The organism is Sphingobium sp. OAS761, assembly GCF_024168485.1.
Lineage (GTDB): Bacteria > Pseudomonadota > Alphaproteobacteria > Sphingomonadales > Sphingomonadaceae > Sphingobium.
Window position 1 is genome coordinate 127,001 of record NZ_JALJVY010000002.1, and the last position, 17,826, is coordinate 144,826.

Sequence of the window (17,826 nt, forward strand, 5' to 3'; positions counted from 1 at the left end):
AACCCCTCCGCCTTCGGGTCGTTATGATGTTCATAGACCTTGGGGAGCCAATTTCATGAACCCTGTCAGAATTGTGGTGGTCGACGATTCTCTGACCATCCGCGCGATGATCGAGACGCTTCTGGAGCGCGACCGGCATATCGAAATCGTCGGCATCGCGCGCAATGGCGAGGAAGCCATCGACCTCATCCGGCTGGAACGGCCCGATGTGGTGACGCTGGACATCGCGATGCCGGGACGCGACGGCATGGCCATTCTCGACGAGATCATGGATATGGAACCGCGCCCCGTCATCATGCTGTCCAGCCTGATGCGCGACGGTGCGCCGATCGTCGATGAGGCGATAAACCGCGGCGCTGCCGCCTGTTTCAACAAGGCGATGATCGTGCGTGAGGCAACACGCTTTGTCAGCCTGATCCGCAACGTGGCGCAAGGGCTGATCATGGCCGATCAGGAACCGGTCGCCCTCGCCGCCTGAGCGCGTCCAACCGATGCTTTCGCAGGCCCGCCATCCAGACGGGATGACGGGCCTGACGCCGTTCGGGCGCGCCCTTGCTGCTGGATGAATTTGCTATGCGCCGGCCGGCACGGCCCCTGCCTGGTCATGGGCGTCGGAATTCCTGCCGGTCAGGATGCCAGCGATCTTGGGGCGTTGCGCAGGGCGTTGATGTCGACTTCGTTTTCAAACTCCACGCCCATCCGGTCTTCCTTCGACCAGCGTGCCATCGCCTTGACCAGCGTGCGATCTGTCAGTTCAATGGAGAATGCAGTGCCGGCCGGCACGTTCCAGAGCCCCTCGATCAGCGCGCCGGTGGATGAAATGTTGCGCACCCGGCCAGTGTAGACATGGCCGTCGTGGTGGACGGCAACGGTTCGCAGCATCGTCTTGCGCTCCGGCCGGCTCGACTGGAAACCGATCGGCGCCGCGTCGGTCCCCTTGCGCTGGCTGACCATAACATCTTCGAACGGCATGGGCCGGCCATAAATATAGCCCTGGATGTGACTGCACCCCAGCTGGCGGATCAGCGCCAGTTCGTCCTGCGTCTCAGCCCCTTCGGCGGTAGTGTCCATACCCAGCGCTTCCGCCAGGCTGACGATCGCCTTGATGATCGCGCTGTTGCGGCTGCCCTTGATCGCCGCGCCACGGACGAAGCTCTGGTCGATCTTGATCTTGTCGAAAGGCGCCTTCTTCAGATAGCCCAGCGATGAATAGCCCGTGCCGAAATCGTCGAGCGCGAGCCGCACACCCAGCGCCTTCAATCGCGAGAACATCGCGTCGGTGCCCGCATCGTCGTTCAGGAACACGCTTTCGGTGATTTCCAGTTCCAGCCGTTCGGGCGCAAGTTGAGCCCCGGCAAGGGCGCTCATGACGGTAGAGGGAAAGTTCGGATTGGCGAATTGGGTCGGCGACACGTTGACCGCGACGCGGATACCTTCGCGCCATTGCACCGCGTCCCGGCAGGCCGTGCGCATCACCCACTCGCCGATCTGCGCGATCAGGCCGGTATCCTCGGCAATGGGAATGAATATGGCCGGAGAAATTGCGCCGCGCGTGGGATGGTTCCAGCGCAGCAAAGCCTCATAACCGGCAATTTTCTCCGTCTTGGACGACACCACCGGCTGATAGACGAGATGCAGGCCGTCCGCGGCGAGCGCATGGCGCAAATCCTCTTCCAGCTTGCGGCGGTCCTCGGCATCGGCATGCATGTCTGCCGAATAGAAACGGTGCACCCCGCGCCCGTCGCCCTTGGCGGCGTAGAGGGCAAGGTCGGCGTTGCGGATCAATGCATCGGCGGTGACGCCATCCTGCGGGCACAGGGAAATGCCGATCGACACGCCGATGACGACGGCGTTCCCTTCGATAGAATAGGGCTGCGACACCTGCCCGATAATGGCTTCGGCCAGTTGCGACAGCTGGGCCGGATCGACCCGGCCAGGCACCAGGATCTTGAATTCGTCGCCACCCTGGCGCCCCACCAACGCGCGATTGCCGACCACACGCTGCAGGCGCTGGCTCACCTGGCGCAACAGCGCATCGCCGGCGGGATGACCGAGCGTGTCGTTCACTGACTTGAACCGATCGAGATCGAGCATCAACAGCGAACATTCGCCGGGCTTGCCGTTACGGTCGGCCACCGCCTGCTCGAGAGACCGCAGCATCTGGATGCGATTGGCAAGACCGGTCAGCGAATCGAACTGCGCCAGCCGGTTCACTTCCGCCTGGCTGCGACGCATTTCCGTCAGGTCCGTGCCGCTGCCGCGAAAGCCGTGGAACTGACCATATTCATTGAACACCGGCTGACCCGATATGGACCACCATCGCTCCTCGGCCGCCAGCGCGGCGCAGACGGCGATGTCGGAAAAGCCGGTCCGGGCCGACAAATGGAAACCCAGCGTGCGTTCGCCATCGCCCTGCTGCCGGTCGCCATGACGGACGATCTCGGTAATCGGGCGTCCGATGAGCCCCCCCGTCGTCGTCTTGAGCGTTTCGACCAGCGTATCGGAAATATAGGTGAGCATGCCGTTGCGATCGGTTTCCCAGAACCAGCCGCGTCCGGTGCGTTCATGCTCCTGCAACAGGCGGTCGGACCTTTGCGCCCGCAAGTCCCGCCGATGCATCTCAATCGCGCGTTCGCGATCCGCCATCGCCTGGCGAACAGTGGCCAAAGCCATGACACCGATGCAAGACACCAGCAGCCCCACCTTGACCAGGTCCGGACTGGTCATGACCGGGACTAGGAAAGCGCCGACGAAATAGCTGATACCCAGAAGACGGCGATCCCCGAAAATGCATACCGCCAACAGCGTCATCGCCGTCTGCGGGCGCGCCATCAGCAATACGCCGGTTGACATCTCCAGACGGTCGGCACCAAGCCAGAGGCTGAATGTCAGACCCGACAGAAAGACCAGCGGCAGCATGAGCCAGTTCTGGACATGCGGCAGCAAGCGCTGGAACAAGGCCCGTCGAGGGGCGATCACGATCACGCCATCGACCAGCAGCGTGGTTGCCATCAACAGCATCTGTCGGGCGGTTTGCGGCATCAGGGACGACAGGTCGAGAAGCGACAACAGGCAAATCTTTGCCAGCAGGATCAAGGGCCAGAGACGGGCGATATAGACGAATGCCCCGGAAATCCAGGATGCGGACACTTCCGTCCCGCTGGGCGCAAGGCCTAGTGCGACCATGACCGAGTTGGAACCCGCGATGCTGTCCGCCAAGGCATTGCGCTGAATAGCCATGGGCCGCGTATAACGCCTAGTCGTTGACAGAGGATTACCTCGAAAGCCCGTCAAATAAACGGGCAGTCACGTTCAACTAAATCGCGAGGATCGTCAGACACGCATCGGCATCAGAACATACAGCGCCGAACTCTCGTCATTTTCCCGGATCAGCGTCGGCGCCGCCGCATCCGCCAGATGCAGGTCGACCGTATCACTGTCGATCTGACCCAATATGTCGAGCAGATAACGCGCGTTGAAACCGATGTCGAACCCTTCGCCCTGAAACGCACCGGGAACCTCTTCTGCTGCGGTGCCATTTTCCGGGCTCGTGACCGACAGGGTGATCCGGTCCCGATCCAGGCTCATCTTGACGGCACGCGTCTTTTCGGTCGCGATGGTCGCAACGCGGTCGACGCCCTCCTCGAAACTGCGGGGATCAATCTTCAGCAGCTTGTCGTTGGCCGTGGGTATGACGCGGCTGTAATCGGGGAAGGTGCCGTCGATCAGCTTGCTCGTCAGGATCGCGTTTCCCAGACCGAAGCGGATCTTGCTCGCCGAAAGCGAAACTTCGACCGAACCGTCAACCTCATCGAGCAGCTTGCGCAGTTCGCCGATGCATTTGCGCGGCACGATGATGCCCGGCATGCCGTCGGCGCCATCGGGGCGGGTCACGGTGACGCGCGCAAGGCGGTGGCCGTCGGTCGCCGCGGCCTTCAGCACGGGCTGGCCATCGTCGGACACATGGAAATAGATGCCGTTCAGATAATAGCGCGTCTCTTCGGTCGAGATAGCGAACCGCGTCTTGTCGACGATCTGCTTCAGCGTTTCTGCCGGCAGTTCGAAATGGGTCGGCAGGTCGCCTTCCGCGATCACGGGAAAATCGTCCCGCGGCAGGGTCGACAGGTTGAAGCGCGCGCGCCCGGCCTGGATCAGCATCTTGCCTTCGGCGGCGTGGAGCGAGACCTGGCTGCCTTCAGGCAGTTTGCGGGCGATGTCGAACAGGGTGTGGGCGGAAATGGTGGTGGCGCCTGCCTGCTCTACCTGAGCCGACACGCTCTCGACGATCTGGAGATCGAGGTCCGTCGCCATCAGCTTGATCGCACCGTCCATCGATGCCTCGATCAGGACGTTGGACAGGATCGGGATGGTATTGCGCCGCTCGACCACCGACTGGACGTGGCTCAGGCTCTTGAGGAGCGTTGCGCGTTCGATGGTGGCCTTCATGTCCCTGTTGTGTCCGTTTCTGTTTTCGTGATGGCCGGCACCCGGTCGAATCCGGCGGCACTGATGGATGCTTCTTCATAACCGCTATGACGGCGTGGGCAAGCGCCAGCGCGCGCTTTTGCGGCAGGCGCGGGCTTGCAAAGCGGGACGGGTTGCGCTTTGGCCGTTCCATGCGCCGCAGCATTGCCCTCACCCTTGCCCTGATCGCGGTTCCCGCAACCGCAATGGCCCGGGATTCGCTGGGCATGTTCGAAAGCTGGGGGGCGTTCCGCGATCCGGCCACGCCGCGCTGCTATGCCATCGCCCAGCCGCGGGTCCGTCGCGGACAACAGCCGAAAGGCTTCGCTGCCGTGGGCACCTGGCCGCGCAAACGTGTGCGGGGACAGGTCCATTTTCGCCTTAGCCGCCCGCGTGCGGACGATGCGAAGGTCACGCTTGGCGTCGGCGACCGCCGGTTCGCGCTGGTCGCCGGGCAGGTGGATGCCTGGGCAACGGACGCGCGGGCCGACGCCGCGATTGTCGCTGCCATGCGGTCGGCTACCAGCATGAGTGTTTCCACCGTCGGGGCCGACGGGCGGGGTTTTGCCGACAGCTATGCCCTGCGCGGCGCGGCGACCGCCATGGATGCGGCCGCGCTGGGGTGCGCGAAGCTGCGCTGACGCGGCACATCTTCCAAAATCGGCGCAAATCGGCTAGGGGCGGGCCATGCAGTCAGCGACCAGCCCCCTCATGCCGATTCCCGGCGCCATCGATCCTGTGCCCGTGCCGCGCGCGGTGACGCCGCGCGAAGACGGCCGCATCGACCTGATGGGCCTGTCGCGCCCGCAAATCCGCGATATTTTCTCGGACGCCGGACTGGATGCAAAGGCCTCCAAGCTGCGATCGAAGCAGGTATTTCATTGGCTCTACCATCGCGGCGTAACCGATTTCGATGCAATGACCGACCTGGCCAAGCCGATGCGCGGCTGGATGGCCGAGCGCTTCGTCGTCGGCCGCCCGCAGGTGGTGGAGGCGCAAGTGTCGAGTGACGGCACCCGCAAATGGCTGCTCCGTTCGGACGACGGGCAGGATTATGAAATGGTCTTCATCCCCGACGCCGACCGCGGCACGCTGTGCGTTTCCAGCCAGGTCGGCTGCACGCTCAACTGCAGCTTCTGCCACACCGGCACGATGCGGCTGGTGCGCAACCTGACGCCGGGCGAGATTGTGGGCCAGGTCATGCTGGCGCGCGACGCGCTGGGCGAATGGCCGCGCGGCAACATGGCCAGCGCCAATGACGATGAGTCGGACGAGGCATCCCACTACACCCCGGACGGCCGGATGCTGACCAACATCGTGATGATGGGGATGGGCGAGCCGCTCTATAATTTCAACCATGTGCGCGACGCGCTGAAGGTCGTGATGGACGGCGACGGCCTGGCTCTGTCCAAGCGCCGCATCACCCTGTCGACCAGCGGCGTCATCCCGATGATGGCGCGCGCGGGCGAGGAGATCGGCGTGAACCTGGCCGTTTCGCTCCATGCCGTGACCAAGGATGTGCGCGACGAGCTGGTGCCGCTCAACAGGAAGTTCGGCATCGACGAATTGCTGGCCGCCTGCGCCGCCTATCCCGGCGCCAACAATGCCCGCCGCATCACGTTCGAATATGTGATGATCAGGGACAAGAATGACAGCGACGATGACGCGCGCGAACTGGTCCGCCTGCTGCGCCATTACAAGCTGCCGGCCAAGGTCAACCTGATCCCGTTCAACCCATGGCCGGGCACCGATTATGAATGTTCGACGCCCGAGAGGATCAGGCGCTTTTCCGACATCGTGTTCGAAGGCGGCATCAGCGCGCCGGTGCGCACCCCGCGCGGGCGCGACATCATGGCGGCGTGCGGCCAACTCAAGTCCGCGAGCGAGAAGAAGAGCAAGGCGGAAATGAAGCGCCTGGCCGAAGAGAAGCAAGCCGCGCTCGGATGATCCGGGGCTGACAGGCTGCGCCCTTGGGGCGCGACACGAAACCCCGCCTGGAACGGCGGGGTTTTCTTTTCGGGGGAAAGATGATGACCGATGACGATATCGATCGGCTGGCCGAAGGCTTTCTGGCCTGCGCGCTGCCCAAGGAATGCTGGACCCATCAGGCGCATTTCGCGACCGCGCTCTGGCTGATCCTGACGCGTCCGGACGTACATCCCGAGCGCGACCTGCCGGACATGATCCGTCGCTACAATGCGAGCGTCGGCGGCGTGAACAGCGACACCAGCGGCTATCATGAAACAATCACGCAGGCATCCCTGCGGATGGCCCGCCATATGCTGGCCGGCCTGGATGTCCATCCCAGCCCTGCCCAGGCCCTGGCGCGGCTGATGGCGTCGCCGCTGGCCGACAAGGACTGGCCGCTGGCCTACTGGTCGCGGGACAGGCTGATGTCGGTCGAAGCCCGCAGAAGCTGGGTGGCCCCGGACATCCGCCCCCTGCCGACATGAAAAAGGGCGGCCCGGCTGGACCGCCCTTCCCCGTTCCGATCGATTGAGAGGGATCAGAAACGAATGCCGAGGCCGGCAACGACCTGGTGGCGTTCCACGTCGGCTTCGTAGTTGGAATAGCGATATTCGCCCTTCACGAACATCTGGCCGTTCAGCTTATATTCCAGGCCCGCGCCGACGCGCACGCCGTCACCGTTTTCGGCGCAGCAGCCCTGATATTCGATGCGCGCGTTGGTGTAGCCGGCCTTGACATAGGCCAGCGCCTGCGGACCGACCAGGAAACCGGCACGGGCGCCGATGTAGAGGTCGCGTGCGGCATCGACATCGGTACCGAAAGCTTCGGTATTGGCGGTCGAATCGGAAATTTCGCCTTCGATGCCGAGGACAGCGCCACCCATCTGGGCGTCATAGCCAAGGGCGATACCGTAGAGGAAACCGTCCGGGTTGCCGAGGCCGCTGCCATTGGTGTCGAGCTTGTCATATCCGGCGAGCACTTCGGCGCGCGCGCCGGTGAAGGGCGCGGCGTCCTGCGCGAAGGCGGGAGTTGCAAAAGCGGCAGCAGCCATCGCTGCGAAAATCACAGTCTTCATATAGTCCTCAATTTTATCTTGTTGTCGACTGAAGACGTTTCAGCCGATTTTCAGACATGATGCAAAGATGGCATTATATATTTATCCATCCTCCTGCTTCCAATCCTCTTCCATTAAAGGATCAGACCATGCCAAGCATCATCAGCATGCAAGCGGCGATGTAGGATCGTCATAATGACTTGGAAAGGCATAATAATTGCGACATGGCAATTTACCGGCATGTGTTGCAAAACTGTGACATGGGCTCCACTGGTACGAACCGGCCGGCTCATCTCTCGCTCCACCCTCCCGTCCCTGTCGGAAGCAGCCCAACGCCCGTCACGCGTTCATGGCCTGAAAAGGCCCTGCCGCCGACATCGTTCTTTCAAATGGTAAAACCCTCTCCCTGTCGTCCGGAATGACGCCGCCAGGGGCGTTGTCATAGCCGGCATTCGACCAACGTCATGCCTGAAGACGCGAGTGACATGAATGCGCGTGGTGCCGTCATGAAAATAGGATAGACTGGCCGGCATGGATGAACCGACCGCTTCTTCGCGCGGGACCGTCAGACGCCACCGCCTCTCGACACGGCTCTGGCACTGGCTGAATGCGCTTATGCTCTATATCCTCTTCACCAGCGGCCTTGGCATATTCAATGCTCATCCCCGCCTCTACTGGGGCCATTATGGCGCCAATTACGATCATGCATGGCTCACGCTCGATCGTTTCGGCGCCTGGCTCACCCTGCCGGCCCATTATAATCTGGCGATGTCACGCCACTGGCATCTTGCCGCCGCGCCAATCTTCGCCTTTGCGCTGCTGGTCTACATGCTCTGGAGCCTGGCCAACCGGCATATCGGCCGGGATCTTGCCTTTCGCCGCGAAGAACTGGCGCCCGGCCATGTCTGGCAGGATATCAAGGACCATGCCCGCCTGCGCTTTCCCACCGGCGAGGCGGCATTGCGTTACAATATCCTGCAAAAGGCGAGCTATGTCGGCGTGATCTTCGTCGCCCTGCCGCTGGTCATTCTGACCGGCCTCACCATGTCGCCCGGCATGAACGCGGCCTGGCCCTGGCTGGTCGACCTGTTCGGCGGGCGGCAATCGGCGCGATCGATCCATTTCATCGCCGCCTTCGCGCTGGTGGCTTTTTTCCTGGTTCACATTCTGATGGTTTTGCTTGCCGGCCCGATCAACGAGGTGCGATCGATGATCACCGGCCGCTATCGGGTGCCGGGGGCGCGGCCATGATCCTCAATCGCCGCACGCTGCTGTTGGGCGCGACCGCGACGCTGGCCGGCTGCGACCGGATCGCGCGCAACGAGACATTCCGCAATACTTTGTTTTCCGCCGAGAATTTCCACAAATGGGCACAGCGCAGCCTGATGGCGCGCGACGCGCTGGCGCAGGAGTTCCGGCCCGACCAGATTTCGCCTGTTTTTCGCGCAAATGGTACCGCCAACCCGAACACCGAAGCCTACAAGGCGATATGGCGCACCGGCTTTGCCGACTGGAGGCTGGAAATTTCGGGGCTGGTCGAACGCCCGCTCGCGCTGTCCCTTGCCCAGTTGCGCGCCTTCCCGCAGCGAGAGCAGATCACGCGCCATGACTGTGTGGAAGGGTGGAGCGCGATCGGCAAGTGGCGCGGGGTGCCGCTGAAAACCGTGCTGGAAGCGGCGCGGCTTCGCGATAGCGCGCGCTACATCGTATTTCGCTGCGCGGACGACATGGGTGGCGGCAACGGCTATTATGAAAGCATCGACCGGGTCGATGCATTTCACCCGCAGACCATCCTCGCCCATATGCTGAACGATCGTCCGCTCAGCGTCGCGAACGGCGCACCGCTGCGGCTGCGGGTGGAACGGCATCTGGGCTACAAGCAGGCGAAATATCTGATGCGGATCGACGCCGTCGACACGCTGTCCGGGATCGGGAGGGGCAAGGGCGGCTTTTGGGAAGATCATGCCAATTATGATTGGTATGCCGGCATTTGACCGCTTCCGCACGCCGTGACAAAGCGTCTGCATGACGATGTTCGAACGCATACTCGGACGCCTGGTCACCAAGGGCACATTGACGGTCCGTTATGCCGACGGGCGGCATTTCACCGTCGGCCAAAGCACACCGGGATTTCCCGATCTCGCGCTGCGGTTTCGCGACCGTCGGGTGCCGCTGGACATCGTGCTGGACCCGCGCCTTGGCATGGCGGAAGCGTGGATCGACGGCCGCGTGACCATAGAGGGCGGCGGCATCATGGAGTTCGTTTCCATGCTGCGGGCCAACAACCCGTGGGAACAGGGCAAGTCGATCAGCTCGAACAACATCGTCACCCGCGGCTTCAAGACCACCCGGCAGAAGCTGTGGCGCCTGAATCACAGGGCAAGGTCCAAGGCGAATGTCGCGCATCATTACGACCTGTCGGGGGCGCTCTATGCCCTCTTTCTGGATCGTGACCGGCAATATAGCTGCGCCTATTACCCGGACGCCGACAATGACGCGGCCATCAGCCTCGAGCAGGCGCAGGAGGACAAGAAGGCACATATCGCCGCCAAACTGCACCTGAAGCCGGGAATGAAGGTGCTGGATATCGGCTGCGGCTGGGGCGGCATGGCGCTCTATCTCCACCGTACATGCGGCGTGGACGTGACCGGCATCACCCTGTCGGAAGAACAGCTTAAGGTCGCGCGCCAGCGGGCCCAGGACGCGGGCGTCGCCGATCATGTCCGGTTCGAGCTGATCGATTATCGCGATATGCAGGGGCCGTTCGACCGGATCGTGTCCGTGGGCATGTTCGAACATGTCGGCACCGCGCATTTCCGCACCTTCTTCAACAAGTGCAGGGACCTGCTGACGCCCGAGGGGGTCATGCTGGTCCACACCATCGGCCGCGTCGGCGGCCCCGGTATCACGGACGCCTTCACGCAGAAATATATCTTCCCCGGGGGATATATCCCCGCCCTGTCGGAAATGATCCGGGGCAGCGAGGACACCCGCCTGATGGTGACCGATGTCGAAGTGCTGCGCCTGCATTACGGCCTGACCATCCGCGAATGGTACAAACGGACGATGGCGCACAAGGCGGAGATCGTTGCCCTGTATGACGAGCGCTTCTTTCGCCTGTGGACCTTCTATCTCGCCGGCGCAGCCACCGTGTTCGAACATGGCGGCATGGTCAATTTCCAGGTCCAGTATGCACGCGACCGCCGCGCCCTGCCCATCACCCGTGATTATATGGTCGAAACGGAGGCGGCGCTGCTCGGGCGGTGAACAACGGCCGTAAATACCTCCATCGCGCATCGTGGGTCGAAATGAACTTCGGGGTGAAACGCAGGGAACCATGACAATCGAACGGGCACACCGACAGAGCCCCATCATCATCTGCCCGCGATGCGGCACGGCAAACCGCGTGCCCGCCGACAGGCTGGCCCATGCCCCACGATGCGGACGGTGCGGAAATGTCCTCTTCAGCGGGGAACCGCTGGCCGTCGACACCGCCGCCTTCGACCGCCATGTCGGCAAGGGCACTTTGCCGGTCCTCGCTGATTTCTGGGCAAGCTGGTGCGGCCCCTGCCGGACGATGGCGCCAGCCTTCGCCGCCGCCGCCCGATCACTGGAACCAGATGTCCGGCTGCTCAAGGTCGATGCGGAGGCGGCACCCGACCTTTCCGCACGATATGCGATCCGTTCCATCCCGACGATGATCCTGTTCCGCTACGGCCGGGAAGTCGCGCGCCGGTCGGGCGCCATGGACGAAGGGACGATCCGGCGCTGGGTCGCGCAGGCGATGGCGGGGTGACGCGCGTGTTCGCGCTCGACTTCTCGCCGCGCGCCCGGCTAAGAGATGCGCCATGATGAAGCTCTTTATCGGCAACAAGGCCTATTCCAGCTGGTCGCTCCGCGGCTGGCTGGCCTGCAAGCTGTCCGGCCTGCCTTTTGAGGAGGCGGTGGTCCCGCTCTACGACGAGGCCTGGGAGAAACGCCGCGAGGGCGACGAATTCGCACCGTCGTCAGGCAAGGTGCCCATCCTGTGGGACGGCGAGGACATCGTCGTCTGGGACAGTCTGGCCATCATCGAATATCTGAACGAAAAGAGCGGCGGCGACAAATTCTGGCCAGCCGATACCGCGCCGCGCGCGATGGCCCGGTCGATGGCGGCGGAAATGCACAGCAGCTTCGCGGCGCTGCGCCGCGAGCACAGCATGAACATCCGCCAGATTTACGATCCGCAGCCGCCGTCCGAGGCGGTATTGCAGGATATCGGCCGAATCATGGAATTATGGGCGCAGGCGCGCGCGCGCCACGGCGGCGACGGCGATTTCCTGTTCGGCACGTTCGGCGCAGCGGATGTGATGTTCGCACCGGTGGTGACGCGCTTCATCACCTATCAGTTGCCCGTGGCCCGCTTTGCCCAGGCCTATATGCAGGCGATCGTCGCGCATCCCTGGATGCAGGAATGGATTGGCGGCGCGCAGGCGGAAGATTGGGTGATCGACAAGTTCGAAGTGCCCCCGCAGTCCGTATGAGGCCTATGAAAGACCGCGATATTGGTCCGAAGACCATTTCGCCGCCGCGCCGTCGTCGCGTCACGCTGGGCGAAACGCTGGCGGTGATCGCCGCGCTGATTTCGGGGCTGACTCTCTATCTCAACTGGTCGGACAAGCGCGATGCACGCGCGGACAAGGCCGCGGAGAGCCGCCGGGCATCGGATCGCGCGGCGCGCCTGGTGCTCGACGCAAGAGTTGATGGCGGCAAGCGCCTGCTGCTGGCTCCCACCCAGGCCGGCCAGATCGTGCAAAGCCAGATCATCCGCTTTCCCGCGGCGCTCAAACTCTCCCCCGTGGCCACGACCGGGGAACCGCGCATCGAGGCGCGCTGGTTTGCCGACGCGCTCAAGCGGGCGCGGGACAAGGCGAAACTGCCCGACGACAGCCTGGGCGACGAAAGCCTGCCGGTGGAGATCACCACCCGCTTCGTCGCGGATGGCGAGACACGGGTCGATACCGCGCTCTACGACATCGGCTACAGCATCGCGGGCAAATGGCTGACGGGGCATGAACTGACCCTGCGCGGCCTGTCGCTGGTCTCGCGCGGCCCGGTGCAGCATCCTCAGGTCCGGCTGGATGCGCGCTGGGCGACGACGGTAAAAGGCCGCTCATGAAAAAGCCCGGGACTCCATGCGGAGGCCCGGGCCTTTCGATTGGACGGGATAGCGGCGATCAGCCGACAATGTCTTCCGGCTTGAAGAAATAAGCGATCTCGATCGCGGCATTTTCCTCGCTGTCCGAACCATGGACCGAATTGGCCTCGATCGATTCGGCATAGTCCTTGCGGATCGTACCCTCGTCGGCATTGGCCGGGTTGGTCGCACCCATGATGTCACGGTTGCGCTTCACCGCGTCCTCGCCTTCCAGGACCTGGACGACGACCGGGCCGGAAATCATGAACGCGACCAGATCGGCGAAGAAAGGACGTTCCTTATGAACGGCATAGAAGCCCTCGGCCTGCTCGCGGCTCATCCGGATGCGCCGCGACGCGACGACGCGCAGGCCGGCTTCCTCCAGCTTCTTGGTAACCGCGCCGGTCAGGTTGCGACGGGTCGCGTCAGGCTTGATGATCGAAAAGGTGCGCGTGACGGCCATGGCCCTCGTAACTCCGAATTGTTGGGATTGCTGGGCGCGCCTTTAGACGCGGCCGTGCCGGGCCGCAAGAGCATTAACCTCCCAGGTCAGATGCCCGCTCGCACGATCGGTTACGACCAGACCACAAATGTACCGCGACCGAAATCGCCCCTGCGATGATTCCGGAAACGCCCGCTAGAGCGATAGACATGAAAGGCAGGGCCGCAACGGCGGTTGACCCGGCGGCATGGCTGACATTCACCGCCATCGGCCAAGCGCCCCCGCTATGTTCAGCGCACTCCGCCTTCGCACGCTCATCCGGCAAGCTTGGCATGTTTTGTCCGGCACATCGGCGTGCGAGATCACGGGCCCTGCACCCATTTACGCCCTTCCTGCCGCCAGAAGCGCGGGGTCACGCCTTCGCGCTTTGCCAGCGCGCGCCAACTGGCCCGTGCGCCCTCGATCGTGTCGTGATCGAAGAAGTAAAAGGCACGGTCGAAGGACAAGGCCTCCTCGCGCCAGATGCCGTCGGCGATCGCGATGTGGCGCGCGCCGTTGGCGGCATGGCAATCGGACGCGAGCAGCACCGGCTGCACGGCGTCCCGTCCTTCCCCGGCACGCCCGTGGGCCAGGAAGCTTTCGGGCGAACCGGCCCATAATCCTTCGGAAATGCGCGCCAGCCGTCCGGCATCGTCGGCCACCACCAGCAGCCGTTCCCCCAGGTCCAGGATGCGGCTCGCGATGGCGGGCAGCACCTGTTCGACGGGATCGCGGCTCAGCTGGTAGAAATCGACCTGCATTACCCCTCGAACCGATCGGCGACCAGGCGGTCTAGCAGGCGAACGCCATAGCCCGTGGCGCCCTTGTCCCAGACGGCACCCGGCTTGTCGGCCCATACCATGCCGGCGATGTCCAGATGCGCCCATTTAACGCCGTCATCGACGAACCGCTTGAGGAACTGGGCTGCGGTGATCGACCCGGCGAAGCGCGGCCCGATATTCTTCATGTCGGCAATCGGGCTGTCGAGCAGCTTGTCATAAGCATCCGACAGCGGGAAGCGCCACAGCGGGTCGCCCGCCGCCTTGCCCGCCGCGATCAGGTCGTCCGCGAGGCCGTCGTCATTGGAGAAGATGCCCGCATATTCGCTGCCCAGCGACACGATCATCGCGCCGGTCAGGGTAGCAAGATCGACAATAATGTCGGGGTGATAGGTCTGTTGCGCCCAGGTGAGCGCGTCGCACAGGACCAGCCGGCCTTCCGCATCGGTATTGAGCACCTCGATCGTCTGGCCGGACATGGAAGTGACGATATCGCCGGGGCGCTGCGCATTGCCGTCCGGCATGTTTTCGACCAGACCGCAAATGCCCACGACATGCGCCTTCGCCTTGCGCCCGGCCAGCGCCTTCATCGCCCCGGCGACGGCACCCGCGCCCCCCATGTCCCATTTCATGTCTTCCATGCCCGCGCCGGGCTTCAAGGAAATGCCGCCGGTGTCGAACGTCACGCCCTTGCCGACGAAGACCACCGGTTTGGTCGATGCGCCGCCCGTACCGTCCCATTCCATCGCCAGCAACCGTGCCTCGCGCACCGACCCCTGCGCCACGCCGAGCAACGCGCCCATGCCCAGCTTTTCCATCGCCGCCCTGTCGAGCACGGTGATCTTGATGCCCATCTGCTCCAGAGGACGGCAGCGTTCGACGAAGCTTTCCGGATACAGGATGTTGGCCGGTTCGGACACCAGTTCGCGCGTGAAGGCCACGCCGGCGGCGACGGCGGACAGGCGCGCCCATGCCGCACCTGCATCGGCCGAAACGATGGTGACGGTCCCCAGCGTCGGCTTCGCCTTCTCGCTCAGCCTGGTTCGATAGCTGTCGATGCGCCAGCTGCGCAGCAACGCACCATAGGCGAGACGCGCCGCCGCCTCTCCGCTGGCGCCGCCGGGAAATTCCACCGCCGCATGGGTAGCCCCGCTCACCAGCAACTTCGCGACCAGCGCACCGCCGGCGCGTTCCATGTCCGTGTCCGTGCCGTTGCCGATGCCGACCAGCAGGATACGGACCAGCGTGCCGCCTTCTTCCGCGAAACTTTCGAAACTGCTTCCCGCTTCCCCGGCGAACCGGGCGGCGGCGGCGGCGCCCGCGATGGTGCGCGCGGCGCCAAGCGGCAGGGCGTCGAAGTCGCCGCGCGCGACCGCGAAGACCAGGGTGTCGGCGTTGGGGCGGGAAGAGCTGATCGCGATTTCCATCAAAGGGCCTTTTCTTCTGTTGTCCGCCGGGAGCGGCCTTACGCAGACCAAATAGTGCGACGGACCGCCCGTGGCAAAGAGGTTCGACCGTTTTGCCGCAAAAGAATGCCGGGCCGATTGCGGCGCGAGCCAAGCAATGCGATAGGCGGGAGCGATCATCGCCCCTTTACGAGGCTTCTTTTGGTTTCTGCTTCCCTTCTTCGCTGGCCGCTGCGCCCGTTGCTGCTCACCGGCGGCGCGATCGCCTGTTTCGCCGGCCCGGCCGCGCTCGCCCAGCAACTGAACGAGCCGCAGACACCGATCAGCGCGCCCGACACGCCGGTGCCCGAAAATGACGACCAGATCGGCTTCGCCGCCGACACGCTGGAATATAACAGCGACACAGAAGTCGTTACGGCCAGCGGTAATGTGCAATTGCTGCGGGAAGGCAACCGCCTGCGCGCGGACGCCGTCGTGTGGGACCGCAACAGCGGCAAGGTGGAGGCGAAGGGCAATGTTTCCGTCACCGATCCCGAAGGCAATGTCGCCTATGGCGACCGGTTCGACGTCACCGACACGCTAAAGGACGGCGCGGTCGACAACATGCTGCTGGTGCTCCAGCAAGGCGGGCGGCTGGCCGCGAAAAAGGGCGAACGGGTCAACGGCATCTACACCCTGCACCATGCGGCCTATACCGGCTGCGCGGTGGAGGACAGCGAAGCTTGCCCCAAGGAGCCGACGTGGCAGATCAACGCGGTGCGGGTCATCTACGATCCGACGCGCCAGCGCGTGACCTACAAGGGCGCGAACATCGAACTGTTCGGCTTGCCGCTGATCCCGCTGCCCGGCCTGTCCCATCCGGTCGGCGACAATGGCAGCAGCGGGCTGCTGGTGCCCAATTTGCGGTATGACCGGAATAACGGCTTCGAAATGGCGCTGCCTTATTATTTCAAGCTGGCGCCCAATCGCGACGTGACCGTCACGCCGCACGTCTATTCCGGCGCATTGCCGATGCTGGAGACGAATTTCCGCCATCTCTACGACCGCGGCGCCTATCAGATCACCGGCTATGTCACCCATGGGCGCCGCGTCGGCATAGGGGATGCGGCCGGGACCACACCGGCCGACGCAGAGCGGGATATTCGCGGCCATCTGGACGCCAGCGGCACATTGCAGTTCAGCCCTGAATGGAGCCTCGACGGATCAATCCGCGTCGCCACGGACCGGACCTTCCTGCGACGCTACGACATCAGTCGCGAAGACCGACTGCGGTCCACGATCGGTGCCCAGCGCATCGGTGAGAACAGCTATTTCTCGATCCGTGGCTGGGCGGTGCAGACGTTGCGCCAGGGCGATTCACAGGGCCAGACGCCCATCGCGCTGCCGGTCGTCGATTACCGGCTTCGGATGAAGGACCCGTGGCTGGGCGGCGTGCTGCAACTTCAGGCCAACACGCTGGCCATAACCCGCACCGCCGGTCAGGACACGCAGCGCGCCTTCGCTGCCGCCCAGTGGAATCTGCGCACGCTGACAGGCATGGGACAGGAAATCACCTTCACCGGCTATCTGCGCGGCGACGTCTATCACAGCAGCGACAACGACCTCACGTCCATCGCCAGCTATGCCGGCGATCCGGGCTGGCAGGCCCGGGGCATCGCCGCCGCCGCGGTCGACATGCGCTGGCCCTTCGTGGGCGAAGCGTTCGGCGGCATCCAGCGGATTGCCCCGCGGGTTCAGATCGTCGCCGCGCCGCATCTGGCCAACCTGTCGCTGCCCAACGAGGATGCGCGCGCCGTCGACCTGGAAGACAGCAATCTTTTCGCGCTCAATCGCTTTGCCGGCTATGACCGGTTCGAGGATTCAAGCCGTATCACCTATGGCTTGGAATACAGCCTTTCGCTGCCCAGTTTCTCGCTGGAAAGCATCGTCGGCCAGAGTTATCGCATCAACAGTCGGGAAACCATCCTGCCCGACGGCACCGGCCTGTCCGACCGGACATCGGATATCGTCGGCCGGACGACCGTCAGATACAGGGATTTCCTCAGCTTCACGCACCGCTTCCGGGTGGACAAGGACAATCTGTCCGTCCGGCGCAACGAGATCGACGCGACGGTGGGCAGCAAGAAGACCTATGCCATGGTCGGGTATCTGCGCCTTAACCGGGACGCCCTGTCCAGCCTAGAGGATTTGCAGGATCGCGAGGAATTGCGCCTGGGCGGCCGGGTGCAGTTCGCCCGCTTCTGGTCCGTATTCGGATCGACCGTCATCGACTTGACCGACGCGAAGGAAGACCCGGTCAGCGTCGCGGATGGTTATGAACCCGTGCGCCATCGCCTTGGCGTCGCGTATGAGGACGACTGCCTGACGCTCGGGCTGACCTGGCGACGCGACTATCAGAGCAACGGCGACGCGCGAAAGGGCAACAGCTTCCAGCTACGGCTAGCATTCCGCAACATTGGCATATAAGGAACAGCTTTCCCGCCATCCGTCAGGGCCGG

General features: G+C 63.7%; 17 protein-coding genes. 11 read left to right on the top strand and 6 right to left on the bottom strand.

Features of this window, described 5'->3' with window-relative positions:
* The first annotated feature begins 55 nt into the window (after window positions 1-55).
* Window positions 56-478, top strand: a complete 423-nt coding sequence (locus J3E64_RS03300) for a response regulator (protein ID WP_253339724.1) — start codon at window positions 56-58, stop codon at window positions 476-478.
* Window positions 479-627: 149 nt separating this feature from the next.
* Here J3E64_RS03300 and J3E64_RS03305 read toward each other — a convergent pair whose 3' ends face one another.
* Both J3E64_RS03305 and dnaN read right to left on the bottom strand, forming a co-directional pair.
* Window positions 628-3,240, bottom strand: a complete 2,613-nt coding sequence (locus J3E64_RS03305) for an EAL domain-containing protein (RefSeq protein WP_253339726.1) — start codon at window positions 3,238-3,240, stop codon at window positions 628-630.
* Window positions 3,241-3,333: 93 nt separating this feature from the next.
* Window positions 3,334-4,446, bottom strand: a complete 1,113-nt coding sequence (gene dnaN / locus J3E64_RS03310) for a DNA polymerase III subunit beta (protein ID WP_253339728.1) — start codon at window positions 4,444-4,446, stop codon at window positions 3,334-3,336.
* A 170-nt stretch (window positions 4,447-4,616) separates the two neighbouring features.
* On the opposite strand from dnaN, the gene J3E64_RS03315 reads away from it, so the two are divergent.
* From J3E64_RS03315 to J3E64_RS03325, 3 genes are all read left to right on the top strand, one after another.
* On the top strand, window positions 4,617-5,105 hold the full coding sequence (locus tag J3E64_RS03315; protein ID WP_253339730.1) for a hypothetical protein: 489 nt from the start codon (window positions 4,617-4,619) through the stop codon (window positions 5,103-5,105).
* Window positions 5,106-5,151: 46 nt separating this feature from the next.
* Window positions 5,152-6,411: a 23S rRNA (adenine(2503)-C(2))-methyltransferase RlmN gene (rlmN, locus tag J3E64_RS03320; RefSeq protein ID WP_253339731.1), complete on the top strand. Its 1,260-nt coding sequence runs from the start codon at window positions 5,152-5,154 to the stop codon at window positions 6,409-6,411.
* A gap of 83 nt (window positions 6,412-6,494) precedes the next feature.
* Entirely contained in the window at window positions 6,495-6,917 is a 423-nt protein-coding gene (locus tag J3E64_RS03325; RefSeq protein ID WP_253339733.1) for a hypothetical protein, read from the top strand.
* 53 nt (window positions 6,918-6,970) lie between these two features.
* Here J3E64_RS03325 and J3E64_RS03330 read toward each other — a convergent pair whose 3' ends face one another.
* The gene (locus J3E64_RS03330) at window positions 6,971-7,507 is read right to left on the bottom strand and encodes an outer membrane protein (protein WP_253339735.1); all 537 of its coding nucleotides are present in this window, start codon (window positions 7,505-7,507) and stop codon (window positions 6,971-6,973) included.
* Window positions 7,508-8,017: 510 nt separating this feature from the next.
* Here J3E64_RS03330 and J3E64_RS03335 point away from each other — a divergent pair.
* The 6 genes from J3E64_RS03335 (at window position 8,018) to J3E64_RS03360 (ending at window position 12,644) form a co-directional block, all read left to right on the top strand.
* Complete coding sequence (locus J3E64_RS03335; protein WP_253339737.1) at window positions 8,018-8,737, top strand: cytochrome b/b6 domain-containing protein; 720 nt, start codon at window positions 8,018-8,020, stop codon at window positions 8,735-8,737.
* Window positions 8,734-9,480, top strand: coding sequence for a molybdopterin-binding protein (locus J3E64_RS03340; RefSeq protein WP_253339739.1), 747 nt, complete (start codon window positions 8,734-8,736; stop codon window positions 9,478-9,480). Before J3E64_RS03335 ends, J3E64_RS03340 begins: the two co-directional genes overlap by 4 nt.
* A gap of 31 nt (window positions 9,481-9,511) precedes the next feature.
* Window positions 9,512-10,753 carry a cyclopropane-fatty-acyl-phospholipid synthase family protein gene (locus J3E64_RS03345; protein WP_253339740.1) on the top strand — a complete coding sequence of 414 codons (1,242 nt, stop codon included), beginning with the start codon at window positions 9,512-9,514 and terminating at the stop codon, window positions 10,751-10,753.
* Window positions 10,754-10,823: 70 nt separating this feature from the next.
* The gene (trxC, locus tag J3E64_RS03350) at window positions 10,824-11,282 is read left to right on the top strand and encodes a thioredoxin TrxC (RefSeq protein WP_253339742.1); all 459 of its coding nucleotides are present in this window, start codon (window positions 10,824-10,826) and stop codon (window positions 11,280-11,282) included.
* Window positions 11,283-11,334: 52 nt separating this feature from the next.
* Window positions 11,335-12,009: a glutathione S-transferase family protein gene (locus J3E64_RS03355; RefSeq protein WP_253339749.1), complete on the top strand. Its 675-nt coding sequence runs from the start codon at window positions 11,335-11,337 to the stop codon at window positions 12,007-12,009.
* A gap of 5 nt (window positions 12,010-12,014) precedes the next feature.
* Window positions 12,015-12,644, top strand: a complete 630-nt coding sequence (locus J3E64_RS03360; protein WP_253339751.1) for a hypothetical protein — start codon at window positions 12,015-12,017, stop codon at window positions 12,642-12,644.
* 58 nt (window positions 12,645-12,702) lie between these two features.
* On the opposite strand, the gene ndk is transcribed toward J3E64_RS03360, so the two are convergent.
* The 3 genes from ndk to J3E64_RS03375 form a co-directional block, all read right to left on the bottom strand.
* Complete coding sequence (gene ndk, locus J3E64_RS03365; RefSeq protein WP_253339753.1) at window positions 12,703-13,125, bottom strand: nucleoside-diphosphate kinase; 423 nt, start codon at window positions 13,123-13,125, stop codon at window positions 12,703-12,705.
* A 341-nt stretch (window positions 13,126-13,466) separates the two neighbouring features.
* Window positions 13,467-13,904: a DNA polymerase III subunit chi gene (locus tag J3E64_RS03370; RefSeq protein ID WP_253339756.1), complete on the bottom strand. Its 438-nt coding sequence runs from the start codon at window positions 13,902-13,904 to the stop codon at window positions 13,467-13,469.
* On the bottom strand, window positions 13,904-15,349 hold the full coding sequence (locus tag J3E64_RS03375) for a leucyl aminopeptidase (RefSeq protein ID WP_253339758.1): 1,446 nt from the start codon (window positions 15,347-15,349) through the stop codon (window positions 13,904-13,906). The genes J3E64_RS03370 and J3E64_RS03375 overlap by 1 nt, the downstream gene beginning before the upstream one ends.
* A 210-nt stretch (window positions 15,350-15,559) precedes the next feature.
* On the opposite strand from J3E64_RS03375, the gene J3E64_RS03380 reads away from it, so the two are divergent.
* A complete protein-coding gene (locus J3E64_RS03380) occupies window positions 15,560-17,794 on the top strand; it encodes an LPS-assembly protein LptD (RefSeq protein ID WP_253340257.1) in 2,235 nt (744 codons plus the stop codon).
* The last annotated feature ends 32 nt before the right edge of the window (window positions 17,795-17,826 follow it).